The organism is uncultured Shimia sp. (assembly GCF_947498095.1).
GTDB lineage: Bacteria > Pseudomonadota > Alphaproteobacteria > Rhodobacterales > Rhodobacteraceae > Shimia.
The window spans coordinates 137,623-163,551 of record NZ_CANMJE010000005.1 but is presented as its reverse complement, the minus strand read 5'-3'; the positions used below and the strand labels follow the sequence as shown (position 1 = coordinate 163,551).

The 25,929-nt window shown below is 57.4% G+C and carries 26 protein-coding genes; 18 read left to right on the top strand and 8 right to left on the bottom strand.

What is annotated here, in order from left to right; translation table 11 throughout:
• Positions 1 to 149: 149 nt before the first annotated feature.
• The 3 genes from Q0932_RS10975 (at position 150) to Q0932_RS10965 (ending at position 2,859) form a co-directional block, all read left to right on the top strand.
• Entirely contained in the window at positions 150 to 1,211 is a 1,062-nt protein-coding gene (locus Q0932_RS10975; RefSeq protein WP_299352408.1) for a Hint domain-containing protein, read from the top strand.
• A 295-nt stretch (positions 1,212 to 1,506) separates the two neighbouring features.
• Positions 1,507 to 2,127, top strand: coding sequence for a 30S ribosomal protein S4 (gene rpsD / locus Q0932_RS10970; protein WP_299352405.1), 621 nt, complete (start codon positions 1,507 to 1,509; stop codon positions 2,125 to 2,127).
• A 204-nt stretch (positions 2,128 to 2,331) separates the two neighbouring features.
• A complete protein-coding gene (locus tag Q0932_RS10965; protein ID WP_299352402.1) occupies positions 2,332 to 2,859 on the top strand; it encodes a porin family protein in 528 nt (175 codons plus the stop codon).
• 74 nt (positions 2,860 to 2,933) lie between these two features.
• Here the strand turns inward: Q0932_RS10965 and Q0932_RS10960 are convergent, their stop codons facing one another.
• From Q0932_RS10960 to Q0932_RS10950, 3 genes are all read right to left on the bottom strand, one after another.
• On the bottom strand, positions 2,934 to 3,830 hold the full coding sequence (locus tag Q0932_RS10960; RefSeq protein WP_299352399.1) for an AMP-binding protein: 897 nt from the start codon (positions 3,828 to 3,830) through the stop codon (positions 2,934 to 2,936).
• 138 nt (positions 3,831 to 3,968) lie between these two features.
• Positions 3,969 to 4,355: an AMP-binding protein gene (locus Q0932_RS10955; RefSeq protein ID WP_299352396.1), complete on the bottom strand. Its 387-nt coding sequence runs from the start codon at positions 4,353 to 4,355 to the stop codon at positions 3,969 to 3,971.
• A 3-nt stretch (positions 4,356 to 4,358) separates the two neighbouring features.
• Positions 4,359 to 4,658, bottom strand: a complete 300-nt coding sequence (locus Q0932_RS10950; protein ID WP_299352393.1) for a hypothetical protein — start codon at positions 4,656 to 4,658, stop codon at positions 4,359 to 4,361.
• A 218-nt stretch (positions 4,659 to 4,876) separates the two neighbouring features.
• On the opposite strand from Q0932_RS10950, the gene hisC reads away from it, so the two are divergent.
• From hisC to Q0932_RS10935, 3 genes are read left to right on the top strand one after another with little or no spacing between them, the layout of a single operon-like run.
• Entirely contained in the window at positions 4,877 to 5,962 is a 1,086-nt protein-coding gene (gene hisC / locus Q0932_RS10945; protein ID WP_299352390.1) for a histidinol-phosphate transaminase, read from the top strand.
• Entirely contained in the window at positions 5,959 to 6,885 is a 927-nt protein-coding gene (locus tag Q0932_RS10940) for a prephenate/arogenate dehydrogenase family protein (protein ID WP_299352387.1), read from the top strand. The genes hisC and Q0932_RS10940 overlap by 4 nt, the downstream gene beginning before the upstream one ends.
• A complete protein-coding gene (locus Q0932_RS10935) occupies positions 6,882 to 7,739 on the top strand; it encodes an extensin family protein (RefSeq protein WP_366141410.1) in 858 nt (285 codons plus the stop codon). Before Q0932_RS10940 ends, Q0932_RS10935 begins: the two co-directional genes overlap by 4 nt.
• On the opposite strand, the gene Q0932_RS10930 is transcribed toward Q0932_RS10935, so the two are convergent.
• Positions 7,736 to 8,731, bottom strand: a complete 996-nt coding sequence (locus Q0932_RS10930) for a DUF2125 domain-containing protein (protein WP_299352384.1) — start codon at positions 8,729 to 8,731, stop codon at positions 7,736 to 7,738. The two genes, Q0932_RS10935 and Q0932_RS10930, sit on opposite strands and share 4 nt — an antisense overlap.
• Positions 8,732 to 8,797: 66 nt before the next feature.
• Here Q0932_RS10930 and Q0932_RS10925 point away from each other — a divergent pair, with 66 nt between their 5' ends.
• From Q0932_RS10925 to Q0932_RS10915, 3 genes are all read left to right on the top strand, one after another.
• Positions 8,798 to 9,337: a gamma-glutamylcyclotransferase gene (locus Q0932_RS10925; protein ID WP_299352381.1), complete on the top strand. Its 540-nt coding sequence runs from the start codon at positions 8,798 to 8,800 to the stop codon at positions 9,335 to 9,337.
• An 87-nt stretch (positions 9,338 to 9,424) separates the two neighbouring features.
• Positions 9,425 to 10,645, top strand: coding sequence for a biopolymer transporter ExbB (locus Q0932_RS10920; protein WP_299352378.1), 1,221 nt, complete (start codon positions 9,425 to 9,427; stop codon positions 10,643 to 10,645).
• A 2-nt stretch (positions 10,646 to 10,647) separates the two neighbouring features.
• Positions 10,648 to 12,585: a peptidoglycan -binding protein gene (locus tag Q0932_RS10915; RefSeq protein ID WP_299352375.1), complete on the top strand. Its 1,938-nt coding sequence runs from the start codon at positions 10,648 to 10,650 to the stop codon at positions 12,583 to 12,585.
• On the opposite strand, the gene Q0932_RS10910 is transcribed toward Q0932_RS10915, so the two are convergent.
• The 3 genes from Q0932_RS10910 to gloB form a co-directional block, all read right to left on the bottom strand.
• Positions 12,586 to 13,554 carry a M23 family metallopeptidase gene (locus tag Q0932_RS10910; RefSeq protein ID WP_299352372.1) on the bottom strand — a complete coding sequence of 323 codons (969 nt, stop codon included), beginning with the start codon at positions 13,552 to 13,554 and terminating at the stop codon, positions 12,586 to 12,588.
• Positions 13,554 to 15,878 carry an ATP-dependent Clp protease ATP-binding subunit ClpA gene (gene clpA / locus Q0932_RS10905; protein WP_299352369.1) on the bottom strand — a complete coding sequence of 775 codons (2,325 nt, stop codon included), beginning with the start codon at positions 15,876 to 15,878 and terminating at the stop codon, positions 13,554 to 13,556. The genes Q0932_RS10910 and clpA overlap by 1 nt, the downstream gene beginning before the upstream one ends.
• A 167-nt stretch (positions 15,879 to 16,045) precedes the next feature.
• Positions 16,046 to 16,813: a hydroxyacylglutathione hydrolase gene (gloB, locus tag Q0932_RS10900; protein ID WP_299352366.1), complete on the bottom strand. Its 768-nt coding sequence runs from the start codon at positions 16,811 to 16,813 to the stop codon at positions 16,046 to 16,048.
• Positions 16,814 to 16,874: 61 nt separating this feature from the next.
• Between gloB and Q0932_RS10895 the strand changes: the two genes are divergently transcribed.
• The 7 genes from Q0932_RS10895 to Q0932_RS10865 all read left to right on the top strand — a co-directional run bounded on the left by Q0932_RS10895 (position 16,875) and on the right by Q0932_RS10865 (position 23,310).
• Entirely contained in the window at positions 16,875 to 17,615 is a 741-nt protein-coding gene (locus tag Q0932_RS10895) for a methyltransferase domain-containing protein (RefSeq protein WP_299352657.1), read from the top strand.
• A gap of 351 nt (positions 17,616 to 17,966) precedes the next feature.
• Positions 17,967 to 18,527: a F0F1 ATP synthase subunit delta gene (locus Q0932_RS10890; protein WP_299352363.1), complete on the top strand. Its 561-nt coding sequence runs from the start codon at positions 17,967 to 17,969 to the stop codon at positions 18,525 to 18,527.
• On the top strand, positions 18,527 to 20,065 hold the full coding sequence (atpA, locus tag Q0932_RS10885; RefSeq protein ID WP_299352360.1) for a F0F1 ATP synthase subunit alpha: 1,539 nt from the start codon (positions 18,527 to 18,529) through the stop codon (positions 20,063 to 20,065). Before Q0932_RS10890 ends, atpA begins: the two co-directional genes overlap by 1 nt.
• 12 nt (positions 20,066 to 20,077) lie before the next feature.
• On the top strand, positions 20,078 to 20,953 hold the full coding sequence (locus Q0932_RS10880; protein ID WP_299352358.1) for a F0F1 ATP synthase subunit gamma: 876 nt from the start codon (positions 20,078 to 20,080) through the stop codon (positions 20,951 to 20,953).
• 16 nt (positions 20,954 to 20,969) lie between these two features.
• Positions 20,970 to 22,394 carry a F0F1 ATP synthase subunit beta gene (gene atpD / locus Q0932_RS10875; protein WP_299352355.1) on the top strand — a complete coding sequence of 475 codons (1,425 nt, stop codon included), beginning with the start codon at positions 20,970 to 20,972 and terminating at the stop codon, positions 22,392 to 22,394.
• An 11-nt stretch (positions 22,395 to 22,405) separates the two neighbouring features.
• Complete coding sequence (locus Q0932_RS10870; RefSeq protein ID WP_299352351.1) at positions 22,406 to 22,804, top strand: F0F1 ATP synthase subunit epsilon; 399 nt, start codon at positions 22,406 to 22,408, stop codon at positions 22,802 to 22,804.
• 155 nt (positions 22,805 to 22,959) lie between these two features.
• Complete coding sequence (locus Q0932_RS10865; RefSeq protein ID WP_299352348.1) at positions 22,960 to 23,310, top strand: H-type lectin domain-containing protein; 351 nt, start codon at positions 22,960 to 22,962, stop codon at positions 23,308 to 23,310.
• 65 nt (positions 23,311 to 23,375) lie between these two features.
• On the opposite strand, the gene Q0932_RS10860 is transcribed toward Q0932_RS10865, so the two are convergent.
• Positions 23,376 to 24,395, bottom strand: a complete 1,020-nt coding sequence (locus Q0932_RS10860) for a ribose-phosphate pyrophosphokinase (protein ID WP_299352345.1) — start codon at positions 24,393 to 24,395, stop codon at positions 23,376 to 23,378.
• A gap of 116 nt (positions 24,396 to 24,511) precedes the next feature.
• On the opposite strand from Q0932_RS10860, the gene Q0932_RS10855 reads away from it, so the two are divergent.
• Both Q0932_RS10855 and Q0932_RS10850 read left to right on the top strand, forming a co-directional pair.
• Positions 24,512 to 25,111, top strand: a complete 600-nt coding sequence (locus Q0932_RS10855; RefSeq protein WP_299352342.1) for a 2-hydroxychromene-2-carboxylate isomerase — start codon at positions 24,512 to 24,514, stop codon at positions 25,109 to 25,111.
• Positions 25,112 to 25,131: 20 nt separating this feature from the next.
• Positions 25,132 to 25,911, top strand: coding sequence for an alpha/beta hydrolase (locus tag Q0932_RS10850; RefSeq protein ID WP_299352339.1), 780 nt, complete (start codon positions 25,132 to 25,134; stop codon positions 25,909 to 25,911).
• The last annotated feature ends 18 nt before the right edge of the window (positions 25,912 to 25,929 follow it).

Below are 25,929 nucleotides of genomic sequence, written 5' to 3'. Positions count from 1 at the left end.
GGTCATTTTCAGGTTCATGCTAGGGCCTTCATCTGGATAGATGTGAAATTCTGACACAGCTGCCTAAAAATCGAACAGGACTCTTTTCACATCGAATCACCTCTGTTAACCTATCGTTAATAAAAAAATAAAAGGCAGGTAATCAGGCAATGAAAACGGGCTTTCGTGGCACGTTTGTCATCTCCTGGTCACAGACAGAGTTAGATAATGTTGGGCCCGCACCCATAGAAGCGCTGCAAACAGGCGTGGCGTGGTCATGGCATGGGGATGCCGTCCGTGTGGACGGCCCCACTGAGCTATTGCGTCTGGATCAGGCTGAAGGAGAGGCAAACATCCGTAAACGGGCGGCGCGCATGGTGCGTCGGCTGGTTGGGGCAGCGGTAGATACCACCCGCAGACCAGAAGACATTGACGTGGACGAGCCGCTCCTTGAGGGCGGTTTTGTTGTGACCAATGGGGCGCAAAGTTATTCTGTGACGGTGATCGACGTTGAAGGTGGCAAACCTCTGTTGATGTTCCTTGACGAAATGCCCCCCAAAGACACCGATCTCTGGGTGGTGCATCACAAAATGGATCCGATCGAGAGTAATCCAATGGTGCCCTCGAGCGGCGGTGTGATTTGTTTCACACCTGGAACGATGATCGCGACGCCGCAAGGTCCACGACGGGTTGAAGACCTGCGCGAAGGCGACAAGGTTCAGACCAAAGACAATGGTGACGAGGAGATTTGTTGGATCGGCAGCCGCCGGATGAGCGGTGCTCGTCTGTTTGCCATGCCCAAGCTGCGCCCGATCCGGATCAAGACGGGGGCCTTGGGAATTGAACGTCCAGACCAGGAGTTTCTCGTCTCACCCGAGCATCGGATGTTGGTCAAGGGCCACGCGGCTCGCTCGCTGTTCAACACGCCCGAAGTGTTGGTGTCTGCGGGTGATCTGGTCAACAACTCAACAATTGCGGTCGACTACACCGTGCGGGAAGTGACCTATATCCACCTCTTGTTGCCTCGTCATCAGATTCTCTGGGCGAACGGTGTCGAAACCGAAAGCTATCATCCGGCCAATGCAGCGATGTCGTCTTTGGAAGACAAGGATCGCGCGCGGCTTTTGCGGATGTTGCCCGAGTTGAAGTACGACCCCAACACATACGGTCATTATGCGCGTCGCAATCTGAGTGCGAGCGAGGCGGCTATCCTGTTGCACGACGCGGCCTGACGCGCCATCTTTGAAGCAAGCACACAAGGCATTTCGAAATGCCTTGTGTGCGCACCTCTGAGTTTGTGTATAAGCGCCATGGAAGGCGCTTGGACGTGACATTTCGAAACGCCCTGTTGGCACCATTGACGGGCTAAGGGGCTATTCATCCCGGTAACGACTTGACTCCCCGCGCGACTCGTTTATACGCGCGGCTTCATTGGTGTTGGTGGCCCTCGTAAGAGAATGCCTGTCATGTCGGCCAAATCCGGCAAGAGGACAACGCCCTTCGAAACCTAAACGAAGGAGATCAGCCGTGACAAAACGCACGTCTGCCAAGTACAAAATCGATCGCCGCATGGGCGAAAACATTTGGGGTCGCCCCAAATCCCCCGTTAACCGTCGTGAATATGGCCCCGGCCAGCACGGTCAGCGCCGCAAGGGCAAGCTGTCCGACTTTGGTATTCAGCTGCGCGCCAAGCAAAAGCTGAAAGGTTACTACGGCGACCTGACCGAGAAACAGTTCCGCCGCATCTATGGTGAAGCCGAGCGTGTCAAAGGCGACACCGGTGAAAACCTGATTGGTCTGCTGGAGCGCCGCCTTGACGCCGTTGTTTACCGCGCCAAGTTCGTGGCCACCGTATTTGCTGCCCGTCAGTTCGTGAACCACGGCCACGTCAAAGTGAACGGCAAGAAGGTCAACATCCCTTCGTACCGCGTTAAAGAAGGCGACGTCATCGAAGTGCGCGACAAGTCCAAGCAACTGGCTGTTGTTCTGGAAGCTGTCCAGCTGCCCGAGCGTGATGTGCCGGACTATATGGACGTCGATCACTCGAAAATGACCGCCACCTTCGTGCGTACCCCCGGTTTGTCGGACGTCCCTTACCCGGTCGTCATGGAACCGAACCTCGTGGTCGAATTCTACGCGAAAAACTAAGGTTTTCGCCGCAGAAGATTTTGGAAACCCGCAGCCCTGGCGCTGCGGGTTTTCTTGTTTCGGGATCCCAGATCCTTGCCCCGTGTGCGTGTTCACGGCGATGTGTGCGGAGTTGATTGCCCTCAAATGATCCGGTTACACGCCTGAGTGCGTAGCCCTTTCGAACCGCGCAGGATGTTGCGCCAAATCGAGAAGGGAAACACTATGGTTCGAATGATGGCACTGTCGCTTGGGATGGGCCTTGCAGCCGGGGTTGCAAGTGCACAAAGCACCCCCGACTGGTCCGGGTTCTACATCGGCGGACAAATCGGTAACGCGAGCGTTGATACGAGTCTGGCCGGCGTTGATGGCTCGGATGTGATCGGTGGTCTTGTCGCGGGCTATGATCTGGATTTGGGCACTTGGGTCGTTGGTGCTGGGTTCGACTATGACTGGTCCAGCACGGATCTTTCCGGGGCGGCCACGTTGGAAGAGGTTTGGCGTCTGAAAGCGCGCGCCGGTTACAAGGTGAATCAGGGTCTGGTATATGGTGTCGGCGGTTATGCGGATGCAAGTACGGACACCTTGGGCAGCGACGGTGGCTGGTTCCTTGGGGCTGGTTATGAGCACCGCATCAATGACTCGTTCAGCATTGGTGGTGAACTGCTCTACCACGAGTTCGGCAATTTCAATGGAACCGGCATCGACGTTGATGCGACGACCATTCAGATACGGGCCGCCTTCCGTTTTTGAGTCACCGTCTAGAGACCTATTCCAAAGGCCCACCCTTATTCGGTGGGCATTTCGGGCGGGGCACAGTCGGAATGCTACAACTCGTTCTTTCGTTGCCACCATTGCTCTAAGGCCTCCCTGTCAGGGAGGCCTTCTTTGCCAACCGGGAAGGATGCACAGACCCGCACAATCACATCACCAATTCCAGGTAGAGAGCGTTTGGCCAATTTCTGGATATCGGTTGCCTTGAATCCCGTTGCGGGTTTGATGGCCAGTCCCAGCGCCTCGGACCCGTCCGAAGCAAAGACTCGCAGCGCGCAAACCCGCTCAACAGTCGGCAGTTTTTCCAACGCAGTTTCGATTAACCCGCTAAAATACCGCGTGCCTCCAAGGCTCAATCGGTCGTCGGTGCGCCCATGTTTGGTCATCTGCCCGTCAGGGCTGAGCGACGCGAGAAAGCCCGGGTACACACCTCCGTACGCGTCATAGGCAGATGCCCCACCGAGGTATCCCTCAAAGCGTTGATCTTGCGGGACCGTCAATCTTAGGCGCCCGACTGCATTTGCCGGCAGGTCGCAGTCATTCTCATCCTGAATCCGGACCGTTATCCCGCCCACTGCAGGGCCGATGTCACCCTGTTGATGGTTGGCAGGATCATATTTCTTGAAAGCAAAGATGCTGGTTTCTGGAGTGCCCGCAGCGAGTTCAATGACCGGGCCAAAGACTTGATGAGCCTCTTGCAACAGCGAGTTCTGCGCCGTGCCACTCGCAACAAAGATTCGTTTTATGTTGCTGGTGTCTGCAGGGCGGTGATCGCAGTTTAGCAAACGGTGCAGCATCAAAGGCGTGAGGAACAATTCGGTCACCCCATGCTGAATGATCTTTGACCAGTAGTCTGCGATCGGCATATCCGGGCCAATGACGGCAACCCCATGAGAAAACGCGCGGACGATGTCGCGAAACGCGCGCATGCTATCCAGCGCAGTCGTCATAAAAATCGAGCCCGATGGAGGTCCCAGCAGATCAGTGTAGCGATGTGAATCCGCAAGGATTTGATCCGGAGACTCTCTAAGGATACCGAGCATTCGCGTCGAGTTTATGGTCGGGAAAAATGTTGAGCCTGTTGGTTTTTAGGGTCTCTTGGGGACCGGGTGAGCCAGAATGTCTGGTGAAAACACCAACACTTGCGTGCCAGTCACAGGGTCCTGACCCGGTGCAGCCAGCATCGCATCCACGGACACGCCCGCGGTTTCAAATGAAGTGGTGGATTTGCTGGCTAGAACGTTTCCGCCCAATCTCCAAACCGCCAGCCAGAAAGCAATGTTTAACGCAAGGTGGTCCATCGTCGAGATGACATTGCTGTTCTCGCGTACGCCTTTGTTGCCCAAAGCCGCCGAGATTTGGTCGGCGGCTTCGGAAAGTCTGGAAAATGAGATGCTCTGGCCATCATGCGTGTGAACGGCAGGTTTCGACGCGTGTTTCTCAACGACGTGATCGAACCATTGATTGAGCGGCATTGATTAGAATATAACGACGCTATCCTGTGTGGCGCTGTTCATAGCCGCAGGGTCATAGGAGCGACAGCCGTCGATGGACAAAGACGACAATTCTACCTCGGCCTGCAACGCGGCCGTTTCGTTCACGTCCAATTCTGTACCGAGATAAAGATCGGAAATAGATTGGCTGCCGTCATAAATCGAGCTGGTCTCGTTAAACTCTGCACCGCCCACCGACAGCGTTTTGCCTACGGTAAACTGCTGCGCTGTCGTCGCACTGGCGACAAATGAAGCTGCGATTGCTACGTGATAAAGCTTGGTCATGGTAATGCGCCTTTTCTTGTCCTATCTAACAAGCAAGGCGGTTGAGCCGTTTTGTGTCAATAATTACGTGCCAAAAAATTGGCGGCATCGTTGGCTGGCTTATGTGGTTGTCGCTTTTCCGTGACCCCAAAGGCGCAATTGGTCTGCCAATGTATCAATGATCTTTCAAAGCCTTCGTGCCAGCGATAGAAGCTTGAGCGAAGTAGGAGTATTTGAGTATGTCCCCGATTACACCGCAACCCGGCATCATGGAGATTGAACTTTATGTCGGTGGCAAGGCCACGATTGAAGGCGTGTCAGACATTGTAAAGCTTTCGTCCAACGAAAACCCCTATGGCTGTTCCGATGCCGCAAAAGAAGCGCACGCCAAGTCAGGCCTGAACCTGCATCGTTATCCGACGACGGACCATCAGCCTCTGCGTGAGGCGATTGGTGAGATCCACGGGCTGAACCCGGACCAGATTATTTGTGGTGCCGGTTCTGACGAGATTTTGCAGTTCATCGCGCAGTGTTATGCCGGTCCGGGTGACGAGTTGGTTTATACCGAACACGGATTTTCCATGTATCCGATCCTTGCGCATGCGGTCGGGGCGACCCCTGTGAAAGTGGCTGAGCGCGAGCGTGTGGTGGACGTAGATGCCATTTTGGCGGCTTGCACAGATAAAACCCGCATCGTGTTCATCGCCAATCCAGCCAACCCGACCGGAACAATGGTCGGTGGCAATGAAATGGCACGTCTGGCGGATCAGCTGCCTGAGGGCTGCATTCTGGTGCAGGACGGGGCCTACGCAGAGTTTGTCGAAAGCTTTGATGGCGGCGCTGCGCTGGTCAATGCGCGTGACAACGTCATCATGACCCGCACCTTCTCCAAGATATATGGGTTGGGCGGTCTGCGGATCGGTTGGGGCTATGCGCCGCAAGCCATCATCGATGTGCTGAACCGTGTGCGCCAACCATTCAACCTGTCGACCGTACAATTGTCGGTCGCCGAGGCCGCGATCCGTGATCAGGCCTTTGTGCAGAAATGCCGTGCCGACAATGCGCGCATGCGGGCCTGGCTGGCCGAAGCGCTGGCCGAACTGGGCGTTCCGTCCGACACATCCTGTGCCAACTTTATCCTGGCGCGATTTGCCGATCAGGCCGAAGCCGAAAGCTGCGATGAATACCTCAAGACCCAAGGGCTGATCGTACGGCGTGTTGCGGGTTATGGCCTGCCCAATTGCCTGCGGATCACCGTTGGTGATGAATCCAGTTGTCGCCGTGTTGCCCATGCCGTGGGGCAGTTCAAGGCAGGTGCAAGATGAGGGCACCGGTTTATGACCGAATTGCTCTGATCGGGCTGGGGTTGATCGCCTCGTCCATGTTCTGGGCCATCAAGCGTGGTGGTTTGGCAAAAGAAGTGACCGGGTTTGCTCGCTCGGAAGAAACCCGCGATACCGCTCGCCGAATTGGCCTATGTGACCGCGTCTGCGACAGCGCGGCCGAGGCCGCGGAAGGTGCTGATCTGGTTGTGCTTTGCGTTCCGGTTGGTGCCATGGGGGCCGTCGCTGCCGAGATTGGTCCTGTGCTTAAGCCTGGCGCGACGGTATCGGATGTGGGTTCAGTGAAGCGCGCTGTCATTACGGCGGTGGCGCCGCATTTACCTGATACTGTACATTTTGTGCCGGCGCACCCTTTGGCTGGAACCGAGCATTCAGGGCCTGAATCCGGATTTGCCGAACTTTATGACAATCGCTGGTGTCTCATTGTTCCGGCGCAGGACGACACTGACCCAGAGGCCGTGGCCCGCCTGCGCGCCTTGTGGGAGGGGATGGGCGCCAATGTCGACGAGATGGATGCCGACCACCACGATTTGGTGTTGGCGGTGACCAGCCACGCGCCACACCTGATCGCTTATACGATGGTCGGTGTGGCCGACGATCTGCGCCGGGTGACGGACAGCGAAGTCATCAAGTATTCCGCCGCCGGTTTTCGTGATTTTACCCGCATCGCGGCGTCCGATCCGACGATGTGGCGCGATGTGTTTTTGAACAACAAAGATGCCACCTTGGAAATTCTGGGGCGGTTTACAGAAGAATTGTTTGCGTTACAGCGGGCCATCCGGACGGGGGATGGTGAGCACCTTTTTGATTATTTCACCCACACACGTGACATTCGCCGCGGCATTATCGAAGCCGGGCAGGACACGGACGCCCCCGATTTTGGTCGCGGCGCAAAGCCCAAGTGATCCGGCGGTTGGGCATAGCCCTGTTGCTTGTCGCGGGTGTCGCGCAGGCCAATGCGCCCAAGTCATCCTTGCGCCCGGTCGCCCGCGAAGACGTGTTTCCACCGGCGTTGCCAAGCGCCGCGCCTGATCGCTCTTTACGTCCCAAGTTGCGTCCTAAGACCCTGGCTGGTGGGGGCAACCGAGCGAGCGCGGCCAGTGCCGCCAGTGCTGTGGCGGCTGCTGAAGCGCGTGGAGATCCGGTGCTGAAACCGGCGCCCCAAACAAGTTCGGCCAGAGATGGCGAGCCAGAACCTAAAGCAAAACGTCGGGCTGCCAGCAGTACCCGCGTGGGCAAACTGTGTCGTGACCGGGACTTGCAAGGCACCGAGGTTGGCAACGTGCCAGGCAGACTGGGCGGTTGCGGCATCAAAAAAGGCGCGATCAAACTGCACTCGGTCTCCGGGGTGCGCCTGAGCACGCCTGCAGTGATGGAATGTGACACGGCCCGCGCTCTTAAGAAATGGGTCGACGGCGGTATGGACAAATCCGTTGGGCGATATGGACGCGGTGTCGTTGAGCTTAAGGTTGCAGCGGGGTTTGCCTGCCGCACGCGCAACAACCGACCCGGTGCAAAAATCTCAGAGCATGGCAAAGGGCGGGCGATTGATATCTCTGCTTTTAAGCTCAAGAACGGCGACACAATCAGCGTGCTGAATGACTGGGGCAAAGGGAAAAAGGGGCGTATTCTAAAGAATATGCACAAAAAAGCCTGCGGACCGTTTGGCACGGTACTGGGCCCCAATGCCGACCGTTATCACCGGGACCACTTTCATTTTGACATCGCCAAACACCGTGGCGGACCCTATTGCCGCTAGCGCAGAACGAGACGCGGAGCGGGGCCAATGGGGATCGGACCCAACCGTGTGGCGCCATTCTTGAAATTCAACGGAATATCGAGCGATTTGGCGTTGCCTGACACGCCGGCAAGAAACTCCAGCCCCCGTTCTATCCCATCCAGAACTCCCTTGGGGATCGCGCCTGACTGGCGTGCCACCGCGACGATATCGCGCCAATTGGTGGCACGGATGGTGAGATCTCCGGTCGGATAGCCGGTGTTGTCGACCGTGACCTTGCCCGCCGCCTGAAGTTCCAGTTCTCCCCATGCGAGCTGCATTGTGCGGACCTCGATCCACGTCGGCTGAGGACGGGCATCTTCCAAAGCATGACGATCCCAAGGCGCATCGAACCCTGCAAGAATGTCGGCCTGAATGACTTGGAATGCCTGCGGCAGAGACTGACCCGCGGGCGCCTTTTGTGCAAACTGCGGAGCAAATCCATTGGCGGTCAGGGCGAAACGATAGCCGTTGTCCTGTTCTTCCAGTCGATGCAGGGCCACTTGCAAAGTCTCGGCCTTGAGCGTCCAGTCCGCTGTAGAGGTCAGGGTCAAATCTTTGACCACATAGTTCGTGCGCTCAAGTGGCAGGTCCGTGCTTGCGCCCAGAACCAATGAGGCCCTCATGTCAGTGCTGGACACCTGAACCGTTTGATCGGGGAACGCGACGGTCTGCGCGTTGGGCCAGACGGCAATGACGTGATTGGGTTTGTAGCTGAGAGTGAAGACCTGAAAGAAATCTGCATTCCACGCAACACCGGTTTCCGGATCGGCAAGCGCGATATCGCTGAGTGTCGTATCAAATCGGTTGGGATATCCAGCAACGGTGATGTCGCTGGTTTCCGCCTGCCAGCCCTCAGATTGTCGTGCCTCGAACCATGCAACAAATCCCGATTTCACACCGCTCGCTCCGATGAACCAATAGGTCGACCAGCCCAAAGCCGCGACAAGGATCACAATCAGCAGTCGTTTCATTACACAGGCCCTTTTCCCCGATCACTGATTGGTGTTTAAACGCGCAAAACCTGAAGGGCCAGAGACATGACGATGTGGGTGTTCGGATACGGATCGCTTTTGTGGAATCCGGGCTTTGCGTATCGCGAAAAGAAAGTTGCGACCCTGCCGGGGTGGCACCGCAGCTTTTGCATGCGCTCAATCCATCATCGTGGCACCGAAGAAGATCCCGGCCTTGTGCTGGCGCTGGATGCGGATGAGCGCGCCCATTGTCAGGGATTGGCCCTGCTGGTTGAAGATGGCCATGAAGACCAGACACTTGCCGAGTTGCGAGAGCGGGAACTGGTGTCTTCGGCCTATCTGGAGAAAATGCTGCATGTTGATCTGGCCGATGGGCGTCGGGTTGAAGCCGTGACCTACGTGATTGACCCGCATCATGTGCAATATTGCCATCTGGAACTGGAAGAGCAGGCTCAAATCATCTCAACCGCCGTGGGCGGGCGAGGACCGAACACCGAGTACCTTCACAACACCGCCAGCCACCTGTTTGAGTTGGGCATCGAAGACAGCGATCTGGATTGGTTGTCCAAACGCGTTCAAACCCTAACAGCCGGTTCCGCTGACTGAAATCGCCATGCTTGATAAGTTCTTGGCACCTGCCTGTTGAAACAGTAGGGTAGCCCCAGAAAAAACAATGTGTCAGGAGCTGTCCCAATGGACCAGCCGGACCGCGAAGTCGAGCCGCATTTCTCTCATCCGTTCCGCCAGATCATGATGATGTTGATCGTTTTGGGGCTGACCGGGGCACTTGGGTATTTTGCCCTGCCAAGTGTGATGCCGGTGTTCCAAGCGAACCCATATCTCAATGGCTTTATTGCCATGGTTTTTGTGATCGGTGTTCTGGCCTGTTTTGGACAGGTGTTCTCTCTGATCAATTCGGTGCGTTGGATCGAGGATTTTGCCGCAGGCCGTGAGGGTGGAGATGTGTCCAGCGCCCCATCTTTGCTGGCGCCTTTGGCGGCGATGTTGCGGTCGCGGTCAGCGCGGTCCCAAATTGGTGCAACCTCGACTCGGTCTATTCTGGATTCAGTCGCCACCCGGATTGAAGAAAGCCGGGAAATCACGCGATATCTGGTCAACATGTTGATTTTCTTAGGCCTTTTGGGAACTTTTTACGGCTTGGCAACAACGGTTCCTGCATTGGTGGACACCATTGGGAGCCTTGCCCCGAAAGAAGGCGAAGGCGGGGAAGAGGTGTTTTCGCGCCTGATAACGGGGCTGAAAAGCCAGCTGGGGGGCATGGGCATCGCCTTTGCCTCGTCCTTACTGGGGTTGGCGGGATCGCTGATAGTTGGCCTGCTGGAGCTGTTCGCGGGCCACGGGCAAAACCGGTTCTACCGCGAGCTGGAAGAGTGGTTGAGTACCATCACGCGCCTGAGTTTTTCGACTGGTGATGGCGATGGTGGGATCGAGCATTCGGCAATGGCCAATGTCCTGGATCACATGACCCAGCAGATGCAGGGTCTGCAATCGATGTTCACGCAATCTGATGCGCGTGGTGCTGAGCTTGACAGCAAGCTAGAAAGCCTCGTGACGGCATTGCAGGGGATGACGGACCGCATGGAAACGCAGGCGCCAACGACGCAGGCGCTGTTGCGTGTCGCGGAAGGACAGGAACGGCTGATCCACGCTCTGGAACTGCGAGATGAAGGTGAACATGGCATTGACGCCGAAAGCCGGATGCGTCTGCGGTCTATTGATGTTCAAATGTTGCGTATTCTCGAGGAGATTTCGGCTGGGCGCCAAGAAAGCATGGCCGAACTGCGAACCGATCTGGCCGCCATGACCCGGATGCTAAAGCAATCCTTGCGGGACGCGCGCAAAGATGCCGGCGGCAAGAAACGTCCCCCTGATACGGGCGGCGAGGGGGGCTGAGCATGGCCCTTTCACGGCGCACAGGACAGCGGTTCCAGGCCTCAATCTGGCCCGGCTTTGTCGATGCGATGACTGGCCTCTTGCTGGTGCTGATGTTCGTGCTGACCATCTTTATGGTGATGCAGTTTGTACTGCGCGAAACCATTACAGGTCAGGAAAGTGAGTTGGATGCTCTTTCCACCGAGGTTGCCGCCTTGGCGCAGGCCCTTGGATTAGAGCGGGACCGCACGGCGACCTTAGAAACCCAAGTTGGTGGTTTGCGTGCCACGCTGGCAGATGAGCGCGCCGAGGCTGTTCGCCAATCTGCCCTTATCGCCACCCTGACCACAAACCTGGCAACGCGTGAAAGTGAGCTGGCCCAGGCGCGCACCCGGATCACAAGTTTTGAGGCGCAGGTCGCAGCGCTTTTGTCTGAGCGTGATACGGCCTTGGGCACGATTGCCGATCTTGAAGGGCAGCGCGAAACGCTTGAGCAACTGCGCGACCAGCTTTTGAGCGAACAGGATGCCCTGAACCTGGCTTTGGCGTCGGCGCGTTCCGAGATCGATGCCCAGACCGAGGCCGCGCGTCTGGCCGCCGCGCGTCGCGAAGCTCTCGAAGCGATGATTGCCGACCTTAACCGGGAGCAGGCGGATCGTGATGCAGCCAATGCCGCGTTGACGGATCGTGTGACCGAGTTGCAGGCCGCGCTGAGCGAAGAAGAAATTGCGCGTCTGGCCGAGGCCGCCGCCGCCGAGGCGCTGCGCCAGAAGTTGCAGGATGCGGATGCCGAGTTGACCGCGATGACGTTGGCCTTGGAAGCGCAACGCAAACGCGCCGAAGAAACCCTGACGATGTTGGCCGCCGCCGATGCCGCACGCAGCGATTTGACCGCCAAACTGGCTGCGGCGTTGCTGTCCGGAGAGACTGCCGAAGCGGATTTAGCCAAGACACTGGCGACGCTTGAGGCCGCGATGAGCGATCTTGACCAATCGCAAACCCAATTGGCGCAGAAAGACGATGATCTGGCCCGTCAATTGGCCGAAATGGCCGCACTGCAACTGGCTTTGGACACAGCGCAATCTGAGGTGAACGCGAAATTCTCAGAGGCCGAAGACATTCAACGTCAATTGGCTCAGGCACTGGCCGCCAAACTTGCTGCGGAACAATCGGCCGATGATGCGCTGACGTCGGCGGAAGAACGCGCGACCCTGTTGGCAGCGGCCAATCAGGCGCTTGCAGAGCAAGAGGCCCGTTCTGCCGGCAGCCAACGTGACGTGGCCTTGCTGAATCAGCAGGTCGCCTCTTTGCGGACACAGCTTTCCAGCCTGCAAGCCTTGTTGGATGACGCCAAAGTGCGTGATGCGGCGGCGCAGATACAGCTTCAGTCCTTGGGATCAGACCTCAATACCGCGTTGGCCCGTGCCGCTGCCGAAGAGCGCAAACGCCGTGAGTTGGAAGAGGCCGAGCGCAAACGGCTGGAGGCCGAAGCCAAGGATCTAGAAAAGTTCCGGTCCGAATTCTTTGGGCGCCTGCGCGAAGTATTGGCCAATCAGGAAGGCGTTCGAATTGTCGGCGACAGGTTTGTGTTTTCGTCCGAAGTGCTGTTCGACATCGGCAGCGCCGATCTCTCGGCAGATGGCGAGCGCGAGATTGCCAAGGTTGCAGCCATCCTTCAGCGAGTCTCTGATGACATTCCCGAAGGTATCGACTGGATCATCCGGGTTGATGGCCACACCGACAATCAGGCCTTCTTTAGCCCCGGTAAGTACTCGGACAATTGGGAGCTCAGTCAGGGGCGCGCGCTGTCCGTGGTGCGCTTTATGTCCGACGATCTGGGGATTCCACCGGGGCGTTTGTCGGCCAATGGATTTGGCGAGTTCCAGCCCCTCGATCCCGCAGATACACCTGAAGCGCGGGCCAAGAACCGCCGCATCGAGATCAAGCTGACAGAACGGTAATCAATTCCGTTTGAGGGTTTTTTCCTCTGTGGCGTAGGCTTGGCCATCTCGGATTAGGGTTACTGCCCCTCGATACGTGCCACGGGCCCAGCCATTTGGCGGGCGTTTTTTTCCGGCGGCGCGAAAATACAGCACCTTTGGTTTTTCAACGTCTCCCAGGTACGTGACGCGAAACCCATCTGGGCCGTTGATTTCAATGCTGATCTCGTCAACCGTTCGGCTGCCAAAGGCTTGGACAAAAAGAACCAAGGCCGGATCATCCTCGCTGAGGCTGTCCATGCCTGCTGCGCCGGACTTTACATCATCAAAACTTGGCACCTCGGTTGCAAATCCCAAGCGGATAATACCCCCGGCAACATAGCCCGGATCATCCTTCCACAAGGTTTCTTGCGGCTCAGTGCTGCAGTCGGCGCCAGAGCGCGTGGGCGCGAAGGGGTCAATCACCTGTCCATCGTGGCGCAAAGACATGTGCACATGCGGGAATTGGGTTTTGCCACTCAGCCCAACCTGGCCCAACGGAGCGCCCGTAGCCACGCTGTCGCCCTTGGTAACCAAGATGCTGCCGCGTTTCATGTGACAGTACTGCGTGACCCAGCCGTCGCCATGATCGATCGCCACCCCATTGCCGCATTCGCGGCCGTTGACGCTGTCTAACTGATCCGGCGTCAGGATTGCGTCGGCCATGCCGTCACGCGTTCCGACAACGGTGCCAGCCGCGGCAGCCAGAACATCAACGCCGCGCTGTATGTCACTGTGCGTAGGCAGGGCAAAATCCGTGCCCTTATGGCCATCATAACTCAGGCCGCCACAGGCAAAATCCGACCATTTCTCAGACGGGTCACTGTCGACGTAGTTTTGGATGTAACAGGTTTCACCCAGAACGCAGTCGATGGGCTGCTCTAAAACGGGTGCGCCCGCAGCCGGGAAGGCTGCGAGCGCAGATATCAGAGCCGCGGTGCGGACAAGCATTATTCCGCGGTCAAAAGCGGAGGTTTCTTCTTACCCGTGATGCGGGGTTTGTCCGGTCCGCTGAGTTCGAGTTTCAACTCACCCGCCTTGACGGTCACTTTGACCACACCACCTTTGGCCAGCTCACCAAACAGCAGTTCTTCGGCCAGGGGCTTTTTGATGTGCTCCTGAATGACACGGGCCAATGGGCGCGCGCCCATCTTGTCGTCATACCCCCGGTCGCCCAGCCAGGCTGCGGCTTTGGGCGTGAGTTCGATGGTGACGTTGCGATCCATCAGCTGCGCTTCGAGTTGCAGAACGAACTTTTCAACCACTTGCATGATGACGGCCTTGGGCAGCGGCGCAAATGAGATCACCGCGTCCAGACGATTGCGGAATTCCGGCGTAAACGTGCGCTCGATCGCAGCGGTGTCTTCACCCTCGCGACGGTCGCGACCAAAGCCGATCGCCGACTTGGCCTGCTCCATAGCCCCGGCGTTCGAGGTCATGATCAGGATCACGTTGCGGAAATCAACGGTGCGCCCGTTGTGGTCGGTGAGCGTGCCGTGATCCATCACCTGCAGAAGGATGTTGTAGACATCCGGGTGGGCCTTTTCGATCTCATCAAGCAAGAGCACGCAATGCGGGTGCTGATCGACGCCGTCGGTCAGCTGGCCACCCTGATCGAAGCCGACATAGCCCGGAGGCGCGCCAATCAGACGGGAGACTGCGTGTTTCTCCATGTATTCCGACATGTCAAAGCGCAACAGTTCCACACCCAGAGTGTCGGCCAATTGCTTGGCGACTTCGGTCTTACCGACGCCGGTCGGTCCGGCAAACAGATAGTTGCCGATGGGTTTTTCAGGTTCACGCAAGCCGGCGCGGGCCAGTTTGATGGCGCTGGAGAGGGCCTCGATGGCGTTGTCCTGACCAAACACCACGCGTTTCAGCGAGCGTTCGAGGTCTTTCAGCACCTCGGCATCGTTTTTTGACACGTTCTTGGGCGGGATGCGGGCGATCTTGGCCACGACAGCCTCAATTTCTTTCACGCCGATGGTCTTGCGCCGTTTTGAGGCGGCCACGAGATGCTGCGCCGCGCCAGCTTCGTCAATGACGTCGATGGCTTTGTCGGGCAGTTTGCGGTCGTTCATGTAGCGCGCGGAAAGTTCCACTGCGGTCTTGATCGCATCAGCCGTGAATTTCACGCCGTGATGCTCTTCGAAATAGGGTTTGAGCCCGCGCAGGATCTTGATCGTGTCCTCTACCGAAGGCTCTGCCACGTCGATTTTCTGGAATCGACGGCTCAGCGCGCGATCCTTTTCAAAGTGCTGGCGGAATTCTTTGTAGGTGGTCGACCCCATTGTGCGCAGCTTGCCGCCCTGCAACGCAGGTTTCAGCAGGTTGGACGCGTCCATTGCGCCGCCTGACGTAGCGCCCGCACCGATGACAGTGTGAATTTCGTCGATGAACAGAACACCGTCCGGATGCTCTTCCAGTTCGGTCACAACAGCCTTGAGACGTTCTTCAAAATCACCGCGATAGCGGGTGCCTGCCAACAAGGCGCCCATGTCGAGCGAAAAAATGGTGGTGTTGGCCAGAACTTCGGGCGTGTCGCCCTTGACGATCTGATGCGCGAGACCTTCGGCAATTGCGGTTTTACCGACGCCGGGATCCCCCACCAAAAGCGGGTTGTTCTTACGACGGCGGCACAGCACCTGAATACAGCGCTCAACTTCAGAGTCGCGACCAATCAACGGATCAATGTCGCCCTTGATGGCCTTGGCGTTCAGATCGACGCAATACTTGGCCAGTGCGCTTTCCTTGTTTTCACCTTCGACCGCTTCGACGGTTGCATCGTCTTCTCCGTCGGCGCCGGAAACCGGGCGGCTTTCGCCAAAGGCCGGATCCTTGGCCACGCCATGCGCGATGAAATTGACCGCATCATAGCGGGTCATATCCTGTTCTTGCAGGAAATAGGCGGCGTTGGATTCCCGCTCGGCAAAGATTGCGACCAGCACGTTGGCCCCGGTCACCTCGGTCCGACCCGAGGATTGAACGTGAATGGCCGCGCGTTGGATCACGCGCTGGAAGGCCGCCGTTGGCACCGCTTCGGAGCCTTCAATGTCCGTCACGAGGTTCGACAGATCATCATCAATGAAAGTCACCAGCGTGGCGCGCAGCTCATCAAGGTCAACGCTGCAGGCCTGCATCACGCGTATGGCATCGGGTTCGTCCAAAAGGGCGAAGAGTAAATGTTCCAGGGTGGCAAACTCATGCTGGCGTTCGTTGGCCTGCGCCAGCGCCGCATGGATTGCCTGTTCAAGCGTCGTCGAGAATGAAGGCACTGCTCTGGTGCTCCTTCTGGTTTCGGGGTTGCAGGGATACGAGACCCCACACAACCATGGCCTCATGACATTAAAGTTTGGTCTATCTGGGCCGGTCTTCAAGGACTTTTTGCACTTTTCCCTTCACAAAAGCCTGAATTGACCAATTTTGGCGTTTTTCGGGACTGTCAGAAGTTGTCTTTGCGCTGGCGAATTTCAGCGAAGACTTGCGCCGGAGGGGCGCCTGTCATTCCCAAAAACCGCTGAACATCCGGTGAAACCGCCCTTAGGAACGGGTTTGTGGCCAGTTCTTCGGCCATTGTTGAGGGGACCGTCGGCTGGCCCTTAGCGCGTGCTGCGGTGATGTCAGTGATCCGGGCTTTGAGCGCGGGGTTCTCCGGGTCAACGGTGATGGCAAAGCGGGCATTGGCCTCGGTGTATTCGTGGCCAGAGCAAACAATCGTCTCGGCAGGTAGGGTTGCGAGTTTTGACAGCGAGGTCCACATCATGTCGGGATCCCCTTCGAACAGGCGCCCACATCCCAAAGCCATCAGGCTGTCAGCAGTAAAGACTGCGCCAGTCTGCGGTAAGTAAAAGGCGATATGACCCACTGTATGCCCTGAGACATCAATGACCTCCATCGTTTCACCGCCAAAGTCAAAACTGTCGCCCTCGGAAACAGCGTGATCCAGCGGGGGCAGGCGGTGCGCATCGGCAGCCGCGCCAATGACCTTGGCCGGGTGGGCCTCTAACAGAGCGGTCAGCCCGTCAATGTGATCCCAATGGTGGTGGGTGAGCAACACGTGGCTGAGGGTCCAGCCGCGAGAGGTCAGCGCTTCAGAGATCACTCCGGATTCCGGCACGTCCACCACTGCGGTCTCGCCGCTTGCAGCGTCGTGGATCAGGAAAGCGTAGTTATCTGACAGGCAGGGCAGGGTGACGATGTCGAGAGGCATGGATTTTCGCTTTGTGATTGTTATGTTGGGACCAGCTTTGCCGATCAGACGGGCGGTTGCAATGCATCTTGATGTGCAAGACTTGCGGAACTTTTACTATCGCAGCACGCTGGGGCGGGCCGCGCAAAAGGCTGTGCGCGATGAAGTGCTGGAACTGTGGCCCGAGGCCAAAGGCCAGACGGTCGTTGGTTTTGGCTTTGCCGTGCCACTGCTCAGACCCTATCTGGGTGACGCGCGCCGGGTGATCGGGTTGATGCCTGCGCCACAAGGCGTGATGCCTTGGCCTGCGGGGATGCCCAACGTGTCGGTTCTGTCAGAGGAAACCCTCTGGCCGATTGAAACCGGACGTGTGGACCGGCTGGTGATGATGCACGGGCTGGAAACTTGCGAGCGGCCTTCGGACCTTTTGAACGAAGCTTACCGTGCGCTGGGCCCCGGTGGGCGGGCGCTGTTCATCGTGCCGCATCGTGCAGGTATGTGGACCCGCAGTGACAAGACACCGTTTGGATATGGTCGCCCATATACGACCACGCAGCTTGAGGCGCAGTTGCGCCAGCATGGGTTTATGCCGGAACGTCACCGGACCACGTTGTATCAGCCCCCTTCGCAAAAACGCTTTTGGCGCAAGACCGGCGCGATGTGGGAAAGCTTGGGCAAAACCGTGTCGCCCGTGGTGGCTGGCAGTGTTCTGATGGTCGAAGCCAGCAAGCGCGTACATGCGCCCAGCGGGCCTGGCTTGCGAGAGGCGGTGAAAAAACCGCTGGGTGTTCTGGCGCCTAAGCCTGAGACAGCACCGGTTTAGCCCTAAAGGCTCTCTGCGCCAGCGAGTCGCCTAGGCGTCAGATTTTCGAAAACCGGGCTGTTTACGCTAACAGTGTGGGGTGATTTTTTCTCGGGAATCGCGAAAATGAGGGATTTCGCAGGCATTTTTTTCACGTCCTGTCACAGTCAAAGGGTCGCACCTGCACCAACACCTTAGAAATAAGGGCTTTCGGCGCGTCACAGAATATTTCAAACCATGTTGCTAGGTGGCCAAGCCTCTGCTACACCCGCGACGGATTTTACTGCCCCGATCCAACGGGGCGATGAAACGTCCCTGCAAGTTGCATACAATTGTATGCAGTGAGTTGGGCCAGAAAGCGGAAGGGTGGACGTGTCCGAACCAGCTTCGATCTCCTCCGGCATTGCCGAGCGCTATGCCACCGCGGTCTTTGAGATCGCAAAAGAGACCAAGACGCTTGCCGAACTGGAAGGCGGTCTTGATGACCTCAGCGCCGCATTGGCCGAAAGCGCTGAATTGCGCGAGCTGAATTCTTCGCCGGTGATTAGCCGCGAAGAGCAAGGCAAGGCCATTGCCGCAATTGCAGACAAAATGGGTCTTCAGCCAGTGCTGAAGAATACTCTGGGCCTGATGGCCGAGAAGCGCCGCCTGTTTGTTCTGCCGCAGTTGGTTGACCAGCTGCGCGCCATGCTTGCTGCTGAAAAGGGTGAGGTGACCGCCGAGGTGGTTTCCGCCAAGGCCCTGACCAAAACGCAAAGCGAAAAACTGTCAAAGACTCTTGCCGACCGTATTGGCAAAGATGTCAAAATTAATGCGACCGTTGATGAAGCCCTCATCGGCGGTCTTGTCGTTAAAGTGGGCTCGAAGATGATCGATACGTCGATCGCCTCCAAGCTCTCTTCCCTCCAGAATGCAATGAAAGAGGTCGGATAATGGGTATCCAAGCAGCCGAAATCTCTGCGATCCTAAAGGACCAGATCAAAAACTTTGGCCAAGAGGCCGAAGTGGCCGAAGTCGGCCGTGTGCTTTCCGTCGGTGACGGTATTGCGCGCGTCTACGGCCTGGACAATGTTCAAGCCGGTGAGATGGTTGAATTCCCCGGTGGAATTCAGGGCATGGCCCTCAACCTTGAAAATGACAACGTTGGTGTTGTTATCTTCGGGTCTGACCGTGACATTAAAGAAGGCGACGTCGTCAAGCGTACGAACTCGATCGTGGACGTGCCAATCGGCAACGGCCTGTTGGGTCGTGTTGTAGACGGTCTTGGTAACCCGATTGATGGTAAGGGTCCGATCGACTCGACCGAGCGCGGCATTGCCGACGTGAAAGCGCCGGGCATCATCCCGCGTAAATCGGTTCACGAGCCGATGGCAACCGGCCTGAAATCGGTTGACGCGATGATCCCGATTGGCCGTGGCCAGCGTGAGCTGATCATTGGTGACCGTCAGACCGGTAAAACTGCCGTTGCTCTGGACGCGATCCTGAACCAGAAATCGTACAACGACGCCGCTGGCGACGACGAGAGCAAGAAACTGTACTGTGTGTACGTTGCAATCGGTCAAAAGCGTTCGACTGTTGCTCAGCTGGTTAAGAAGCTGGAAGAAAGCGGCGCGATTGAGTATTCGATCGTGGTTGCAGCCACTGCCTCTGATCCTGCACCGATGCAGTTCCTGGCGCCTTACGCCGCGACTGCGATGGCGGAATTCTTCCGCGACAACGGCCGTCACGCGCTGATCATCTATGATGACCTTTCGAAACAGGCTGTGTCGTATCGTCAGATGTCGCTGCTGCTGCGTCGTCCACCCGGACGTGAAGCCTATCCGGGTGACGTTTTCTATCTTCACTCGCGTCTGCTGGAGCGTTCGGCCAAGCTGAACGAAGACTTTGGCGCAGGCTCGCTGACCGCGCTGCCCGTGATTGAAACCCAAGGTGGTGACGTTTCGGCGTTTATTCCGACCAACGTGATTTCGATCACCGACGGTCAGATCTTCCTTGAGACCGAACTGTTCTACCAAGGTATCCGCCCTGCTGTGAACACCGGTCTGTCGGTGTCGCGCGTTGGCTCCTCGGCTCAAACCTCGGCGATGTCGTCGGTTGCGGGTCCTGTAAAACTGTCACTGGCTCAGTATCGTGAGATGGCTGCGTTTGCTCAGTTTGGTTCCGATCTTGATGCCGCTACTCAGCAGCTTCTGAACCGCGGTGCACGTTTGACCGAGCTGATGAAGCAGGCACAGTATTCGCCGCTGACAAACTCGGAAATCGTCTGTGTCATCTTCGCAGGCGTAAACGGCTACCTCGACAAGATCGACGTGTCGGATGTGGGCCGCTTCGAGCAAGGCCTGCTGCAGCACCTGCGTGGCAAGCACGCTGACCTTCTGCAGTGGATCACCGACGAAGATCCCAAGATCAAAGGCGACGCCGCAGATAAAGTGAAAGCAGCACTCGACGAATACGCCGCTGATTTCGCGTAAGGGGCCTGACAGATGCCAAATCTTAAGGATCTCAAAAACAGGATCGAGAGTGTAAAGAACACTCGGAAGATCACAAAAGCCATGCAAATGGTTGCCGCGGCGAAACTTCGCCGCGCGCAGGAAGCTGCAGAGCAGTCACGTCCCTATACTGAGCGGTTCAACGCCGTGATGGGTGGGCTGGCGGCCTCTGTTGGTGGATCGGCATCCGCGCCCAAGCTGCTGAGCGGCACAGGCAAGGATGACGTTCATCTTTTGGTCATCATGACGGCTGAACGCGGTCTGTGTGGCGGTTTCAACTCGAACATTGCCAAGCTTGGCCGTGCGCGGGCGCAGGAACTGCTGGCACAGGGCAAAACAGTGAAGATTATCACGGTCGGCAAGAAAGGCCGTGACAGCATCAAGCGTGATCTTGGTGACACCTTCGTTGGCCACGTTGACCTGACCGAAGTGAAACGTGTCGGCTATGAGAACGCGCAGGATATTGCACGTGATCTTCTGGCACGGTTTGACGGGGAAGAGTTCGACGTCTGCACGATCTTCTATTCGAAGTTCGTCAACGTTGTGACCCAAATCCCCACGGCCCAGCAAGTCATCCCGGCCTCGTTTGAAGAGACCGAAGATGCAGGCGAAAGCACTCTGTACGACTACGAGCCCAGCGAAGAGGCCATTCTGGCTGACCTGCTGCCGCGCGGTGTCGCAACGCAGATTTTTGCAGCCTTGCTGGAAAACGGCGCATCGGAGCAGGGCTCGCGGATGTCTGCAATGGACAACGCAACCCGCAACGCTGGCGAAATGATCGACAAGCTGACCATTCAGTTCAACCGCTCGCGCCAGGCTGTGATCACCAACGAGCTTATTGAAATTATCTCGGGCGCTGAAGCGCTCTAAGAACCGGAGACGAAACATGGCAAACGCAAAAGGCAAAGTGACCGCGGTCATTGGCGCCGTTGTGGACGTACAGTTCGAGGACGCCCTTCCGGAAATCCTCAACGCACTAACCACGGAAAACAACGGTAAAAAACTGGTTCTGGAAGTTGCCCAGCACCTTGGTGAAAACACCGTACGTACCATCGCGATGGACGCGACCGAAGGTCTGGTCCGCGGACAATCGGTAGAAGACACCGGCGAACCCATCGCGGTCCCCGTCGGCACCGGTACGCTGGGCCGCATCCTGAACGTGACCGGTGACCCGGTTGACGAAAAGGGTCCGGTAGAATCGACCGGCACTCGTGCGATCCACGGCGATGCGCCTGCTTTTGAAGAGCAGTCGACGGCCACGGAAATCCTGACCACCGGCATCAAAGTGATCGACCTGCTGGCCCCCTACACCAAGGGTGGTAAAATTGGTCTGTTCGGTGGTGCGGGCGTTGGTAAAACCGTTCTCATCATGGAACTCATCAACAACATCGCCAAGGTGCACTCGGGTGTGTCCGTGTTCGCGGGTGTTGGCGAGCGGACTCGTGAAGGTAACGACCTTTACCACGAGATGATCGAATCCGGCGTTATCGTTCCTGAGAACCTGACCGAGTCGAAAATTGCTCTGGTTTACGGCCAGATGAACGAGCCTCCCGGTGCGCGTATGCGTGTTGCTCTGTCGGGTCTGACCCTGGCGGAACAGTTCCGTGACGAAACCGGTGCTGACGTTCTGTTCTTCGTCGACAACATCTTCCGCTTTACCCAAGCGGGTTCCGAGGTTTCGGCGCTTCTGGGCCGTATTCCTTCGGCTGTGGGCTACCAGCCAACACTGGCAACCGACATGGGTGCGATGCAGGAACGGATTACATCGACCAAATCGGGTTCGATTACCTCGGTGCAAGCCGTTTACGTACCTGCGGATGACCTTACTGACCCTGCGCCTGCGACCTCGTTTGCGCACCTCGACGCAACAACCGTTCTGGATCGTGCGATCTCGGAAAAGGGTATCTACCCTGCTGTGGACCCGCTGGGCTCGACCTCGCGTCTGCTGGATCCGCTGATCATCGGTGAAGAGCACTACAAAGTGGCCTCGGACGTTCAGCAAATCCTGCAACGCTACAAGTCGCTGCAAGACATCATCGCCATTCTCGGCATGGACGAACTGTCGGAAGAAGACAAACTGGCCGTGGCCCGTGCGCGTAAGATCGAACGTTTCCTGTCGCAGCCGTTTGACGTTGCGAAAGTGTTCACCGGCTCGGACGGTGTTCAGGTTCCGCTGGAAGATACCATCGCGTCGTTCAAAGCCGTTGTGGCTGGCGAATACGATCACCTGCCCGAAGCAGCCTTCTACATGGTTGGCGGCATCGACGAAGTGATTGCACGCGCCGAAAAGATGGCCGCTGAAGCGGCCTAAGGAGGCCCGAAATGGCAAACACGATGCAATTTGACCTTGTCAGCCCTGAGCGGAGCCTTGCTTCGCTCGAGGCAACGGCAGTCCAGATTCCAGGCGCCGATGGCGACATGACCGCAATGCCGGATCATGCTCCGACCATCACCACGCTGCGTCCGGGTGTTCTGACGGTTGAAGCAACTGATGGCGCATCGCAATACGCGGTGACCGGTGGGTTTGCGGAAATCTCGGCAGAAGGCACTTCGGTTTTGGCTGAAAAGGCGATGCCCGTGGCGGAAGTAACCGCTGCCGACATGGACGCGCTGATCGCTCAGGCTTCGGACGCGGCAGCCAATGCCACGCCAGAGGCCAAAGACGCCGCTGACAAGACGGTGGCCGATCTCGAGGCGCTGCGCGCTGCGCTCAACGTCTGAGAGTGATCGGATAGGAATTAGAAAAGCCCCGCCCTTCAAGGTGGGGCTTTTTGCATTAAAATCTCATTTTTCAGGTGGAAACAGTGTATCCGCCAAAATTCATTTGCATCTGATGTGTCAAGTTCGCTATTTCCAACCCGCAACTGGAACTTCGCATGAAACGACTTAGAAACCATCTTATCGGCGTGGATCAGGGCGATGTGCCCCTGTTTGCGGATTTCGAGGACGGCGGTGCCATGTGGACCGGGACCGGCCCGCGGGAGCGCCGCAAGCGGATCAGATTTTCGCAGGAATACCGAAAACCGCCGACGGTACAGGTGAGCCTGTCGCTATCAGATATGGATAGCGGCCCCCACCATCGCGCCGAAGTTGTTGCAGAAAAGATCGGTCGCAAAACTTTTGAACTGGTGTTCCGGACATGGGGTGATACCCGCGTGGCTCGCGTGCGCGTGGCTTGGCTGGCCATTGGTGAATTGGCCGACGAAGATGATTGGATTGTCGATTAAGGACTGATCCCCGAACACAAAAGGCGCCCCGTGAGGCGCCTTTCTTTTCTCATCAACGTCTGTTCTTAGACGTTGAACAGACCTTCGTAGGCAGGTTCCAGTGTTTCCGTTTCAAACAGCGACGAAACGGATGTGCCGTTCCAGATATTCTGGATGGCTTGAGCGAACATTGGGGCGGTTGGAACGATGCGAATGTTCTTTGCCGCGAGAACCGGTTGGGTTGGCTCAATCGAGTCGGTGATGACCAAAGATTTCATGACCGAATTGGTGATGCGTTCAACGGCAGGGCCCGACAACACCCCATGCGTGATGTACGAGTGCACTTCGGTCGCGCCATGTTCCATCAGAACTTCGGCCGCCTTACAGAGCGTACCGGCGGTGTCGCAGATGTCGTCTACGATGATGCACTTCTTGCCTTCGACATTCCCGATCACGGTCATTTCCGCAATTTCGCCGGGTTTCTCGCGGCGTTTGTCAACGATCGATAGAGGGGCGTTAATACGTTTTGCCAATTCGCGGGCACGGGCCACGCCGCCTACGTCCGGAGAGACCACCATCACGTCTTTCAGGGCGTCGCCCTTAAAGTGATGCAGAATATCAAGCGCGAAAATTGGCGAGGCATAGAGGTTGTCGACGGGGATGTCGAAAAAGCCCTGAATTTGTGTGGCATGCAGGTCCATCGTCAGAACCCGCTCAATACCCGTGCCAACAATCATGTTGGCGACCATTTTGGCGGTGATCGGGGTGCGGGCTTTGGTGCGACGATCCTGTCGGGCATAGCCGAAATAGGGGATCACTGCGGTGATGCGCGCAGCTGACGAGCGGCGCAGCGCATCGGCCATGATCAACAGTTCCATCAGGTTGTCGTTGGCCGGGTTCGAAGTGGGTTGGATAATGAACATATCCTCGCCGCGGACGTTCTCGTAGACCTCGACAAAGATCTCTTGATCGTTGAAACGCTCAACCCGCGCTTCGACCAGCCCGAGGGCGGCTCCTCGCTGCATCGACATGCGACGAGCAATGGCGCTGGCCAGCGGTTTGTTGGCGGTGCCAGTGATCAGTTTTGGTTCTTGGATGGTTGGCATGTCAGAGGTCCCCAGGGTGCTTTCGACAAGTGGCAGATGACAGATTCGTGACGTTGCACACCGCTTAACATGGCCCTAACGTCTGGCAAAGTGATGCCAACGCGCGGAGGGACCAAATGGCACATATTAACTACTATTTTTCGACAATTTCGCCGTTTGCTTATCTCGCGGGAACGCGACTTGAGGAAATTGCCGCAAAACACGCCGCGACGATCACTTACAAGCCGCTTGATATCTTGGCATTGTTTGGACGCACCGGCGGTGTTTCCCCCAAAGAACGCCATGTCTCGCGGCAGGAATACCGTGCGATGGACTTGCCGCGTCAGGCGCGTCGGCTTGGAATGGAGTTCAACTTGCAACCTGCGCATTGGCCCACCAATCAAGCACCGTCTTCTTATGCGATTATCGCAGCGCAAAACGCTGGCGGCGGTGATCTGGGTGGGCTTGTGCATGGGCTCATGCGGACCTGTTTTGTCGATCAGAAGGACATCGCCGAAGATGCTGTGATCAAGGGATGTCTTGCGGCTGCCGGTTTTGACCCCTCTTTGGCCGATAGTGGCTTGCTGGCAGGTGCCGAGACCTATGCCGCCAACCTGGAAGAGGCCGCTGCGGCCGGAGTTTTTGGATCGCCGTTTTATGTTACGGACGCCGGGGATCGTTTTTGGGGGCAGGACAAGCTCGAAGATCTTGATCTCGTTCTTGCAGGTAAACTCTGACAAGGCTGGGCACCGCGCATATGGAACTCTTTTCTCAGGACTTCGGAACCGGTCCCCGCAAGGCGATCGCTTTGCATTGCTCTTTGGCACATTCCGGGGCGTGGAAACGCGTGGCCCAGTGCCTGTCGGAGATGCTGACCATCCGGGCATTTGACCTGCCAAGCCACGGTAAAAGTCCGGACTGGCAGGGGCCAGAGGACCTGACCCAGATGACGGTCGATGCCCTGTTGCCACATCTGACAGAGCCGGTTGATTTGATTGGTCACAGTTTTGGTGGCGTGGTCTGTCTGCGGCTGGCGCTGGAGCGTCCGGAGATGGTGCGCAGCCTGTCCTTGTTTGAGCCTGTTCTGATGGCTATCGCGCGCGAGGATGGCCCCAGAGAAGCTGCATGGAACGACGCATTGATGCGAGACGTTGGAGACCAGATTGCCCGGGGTGACCCGGAAGCCGGGGCGCGGATCTTTATGAGGGTCTGGGGTGACGGTCGGCGTTGGGCTGATCTGCCTCGGGATTTGCGGGAAGGCTCTACGCGCCGGATTGGGTTCATCGCCTCAAGTCGCCCCGGTATTGACGAAGACAACGGGCATATCATCCCGCGGCTTGGTCGTATCTCTGTCCCCACGGTCTTGATGGATGGCGGTGAGTCACCACCGTTGATGAAAGTGGTGCAGGATGGCATTGCCGCGCGCATACCGAATGCACGCCGCGTGACCTTTGCCGGGCAAGCGCACATGGGGCCGATCACCCATGCCAGTGACGTGGCGCGGGAAATTGCGGTGACACTGGCCGAGGCGGGGTAGGCGCGCTGCCCCTCTGGG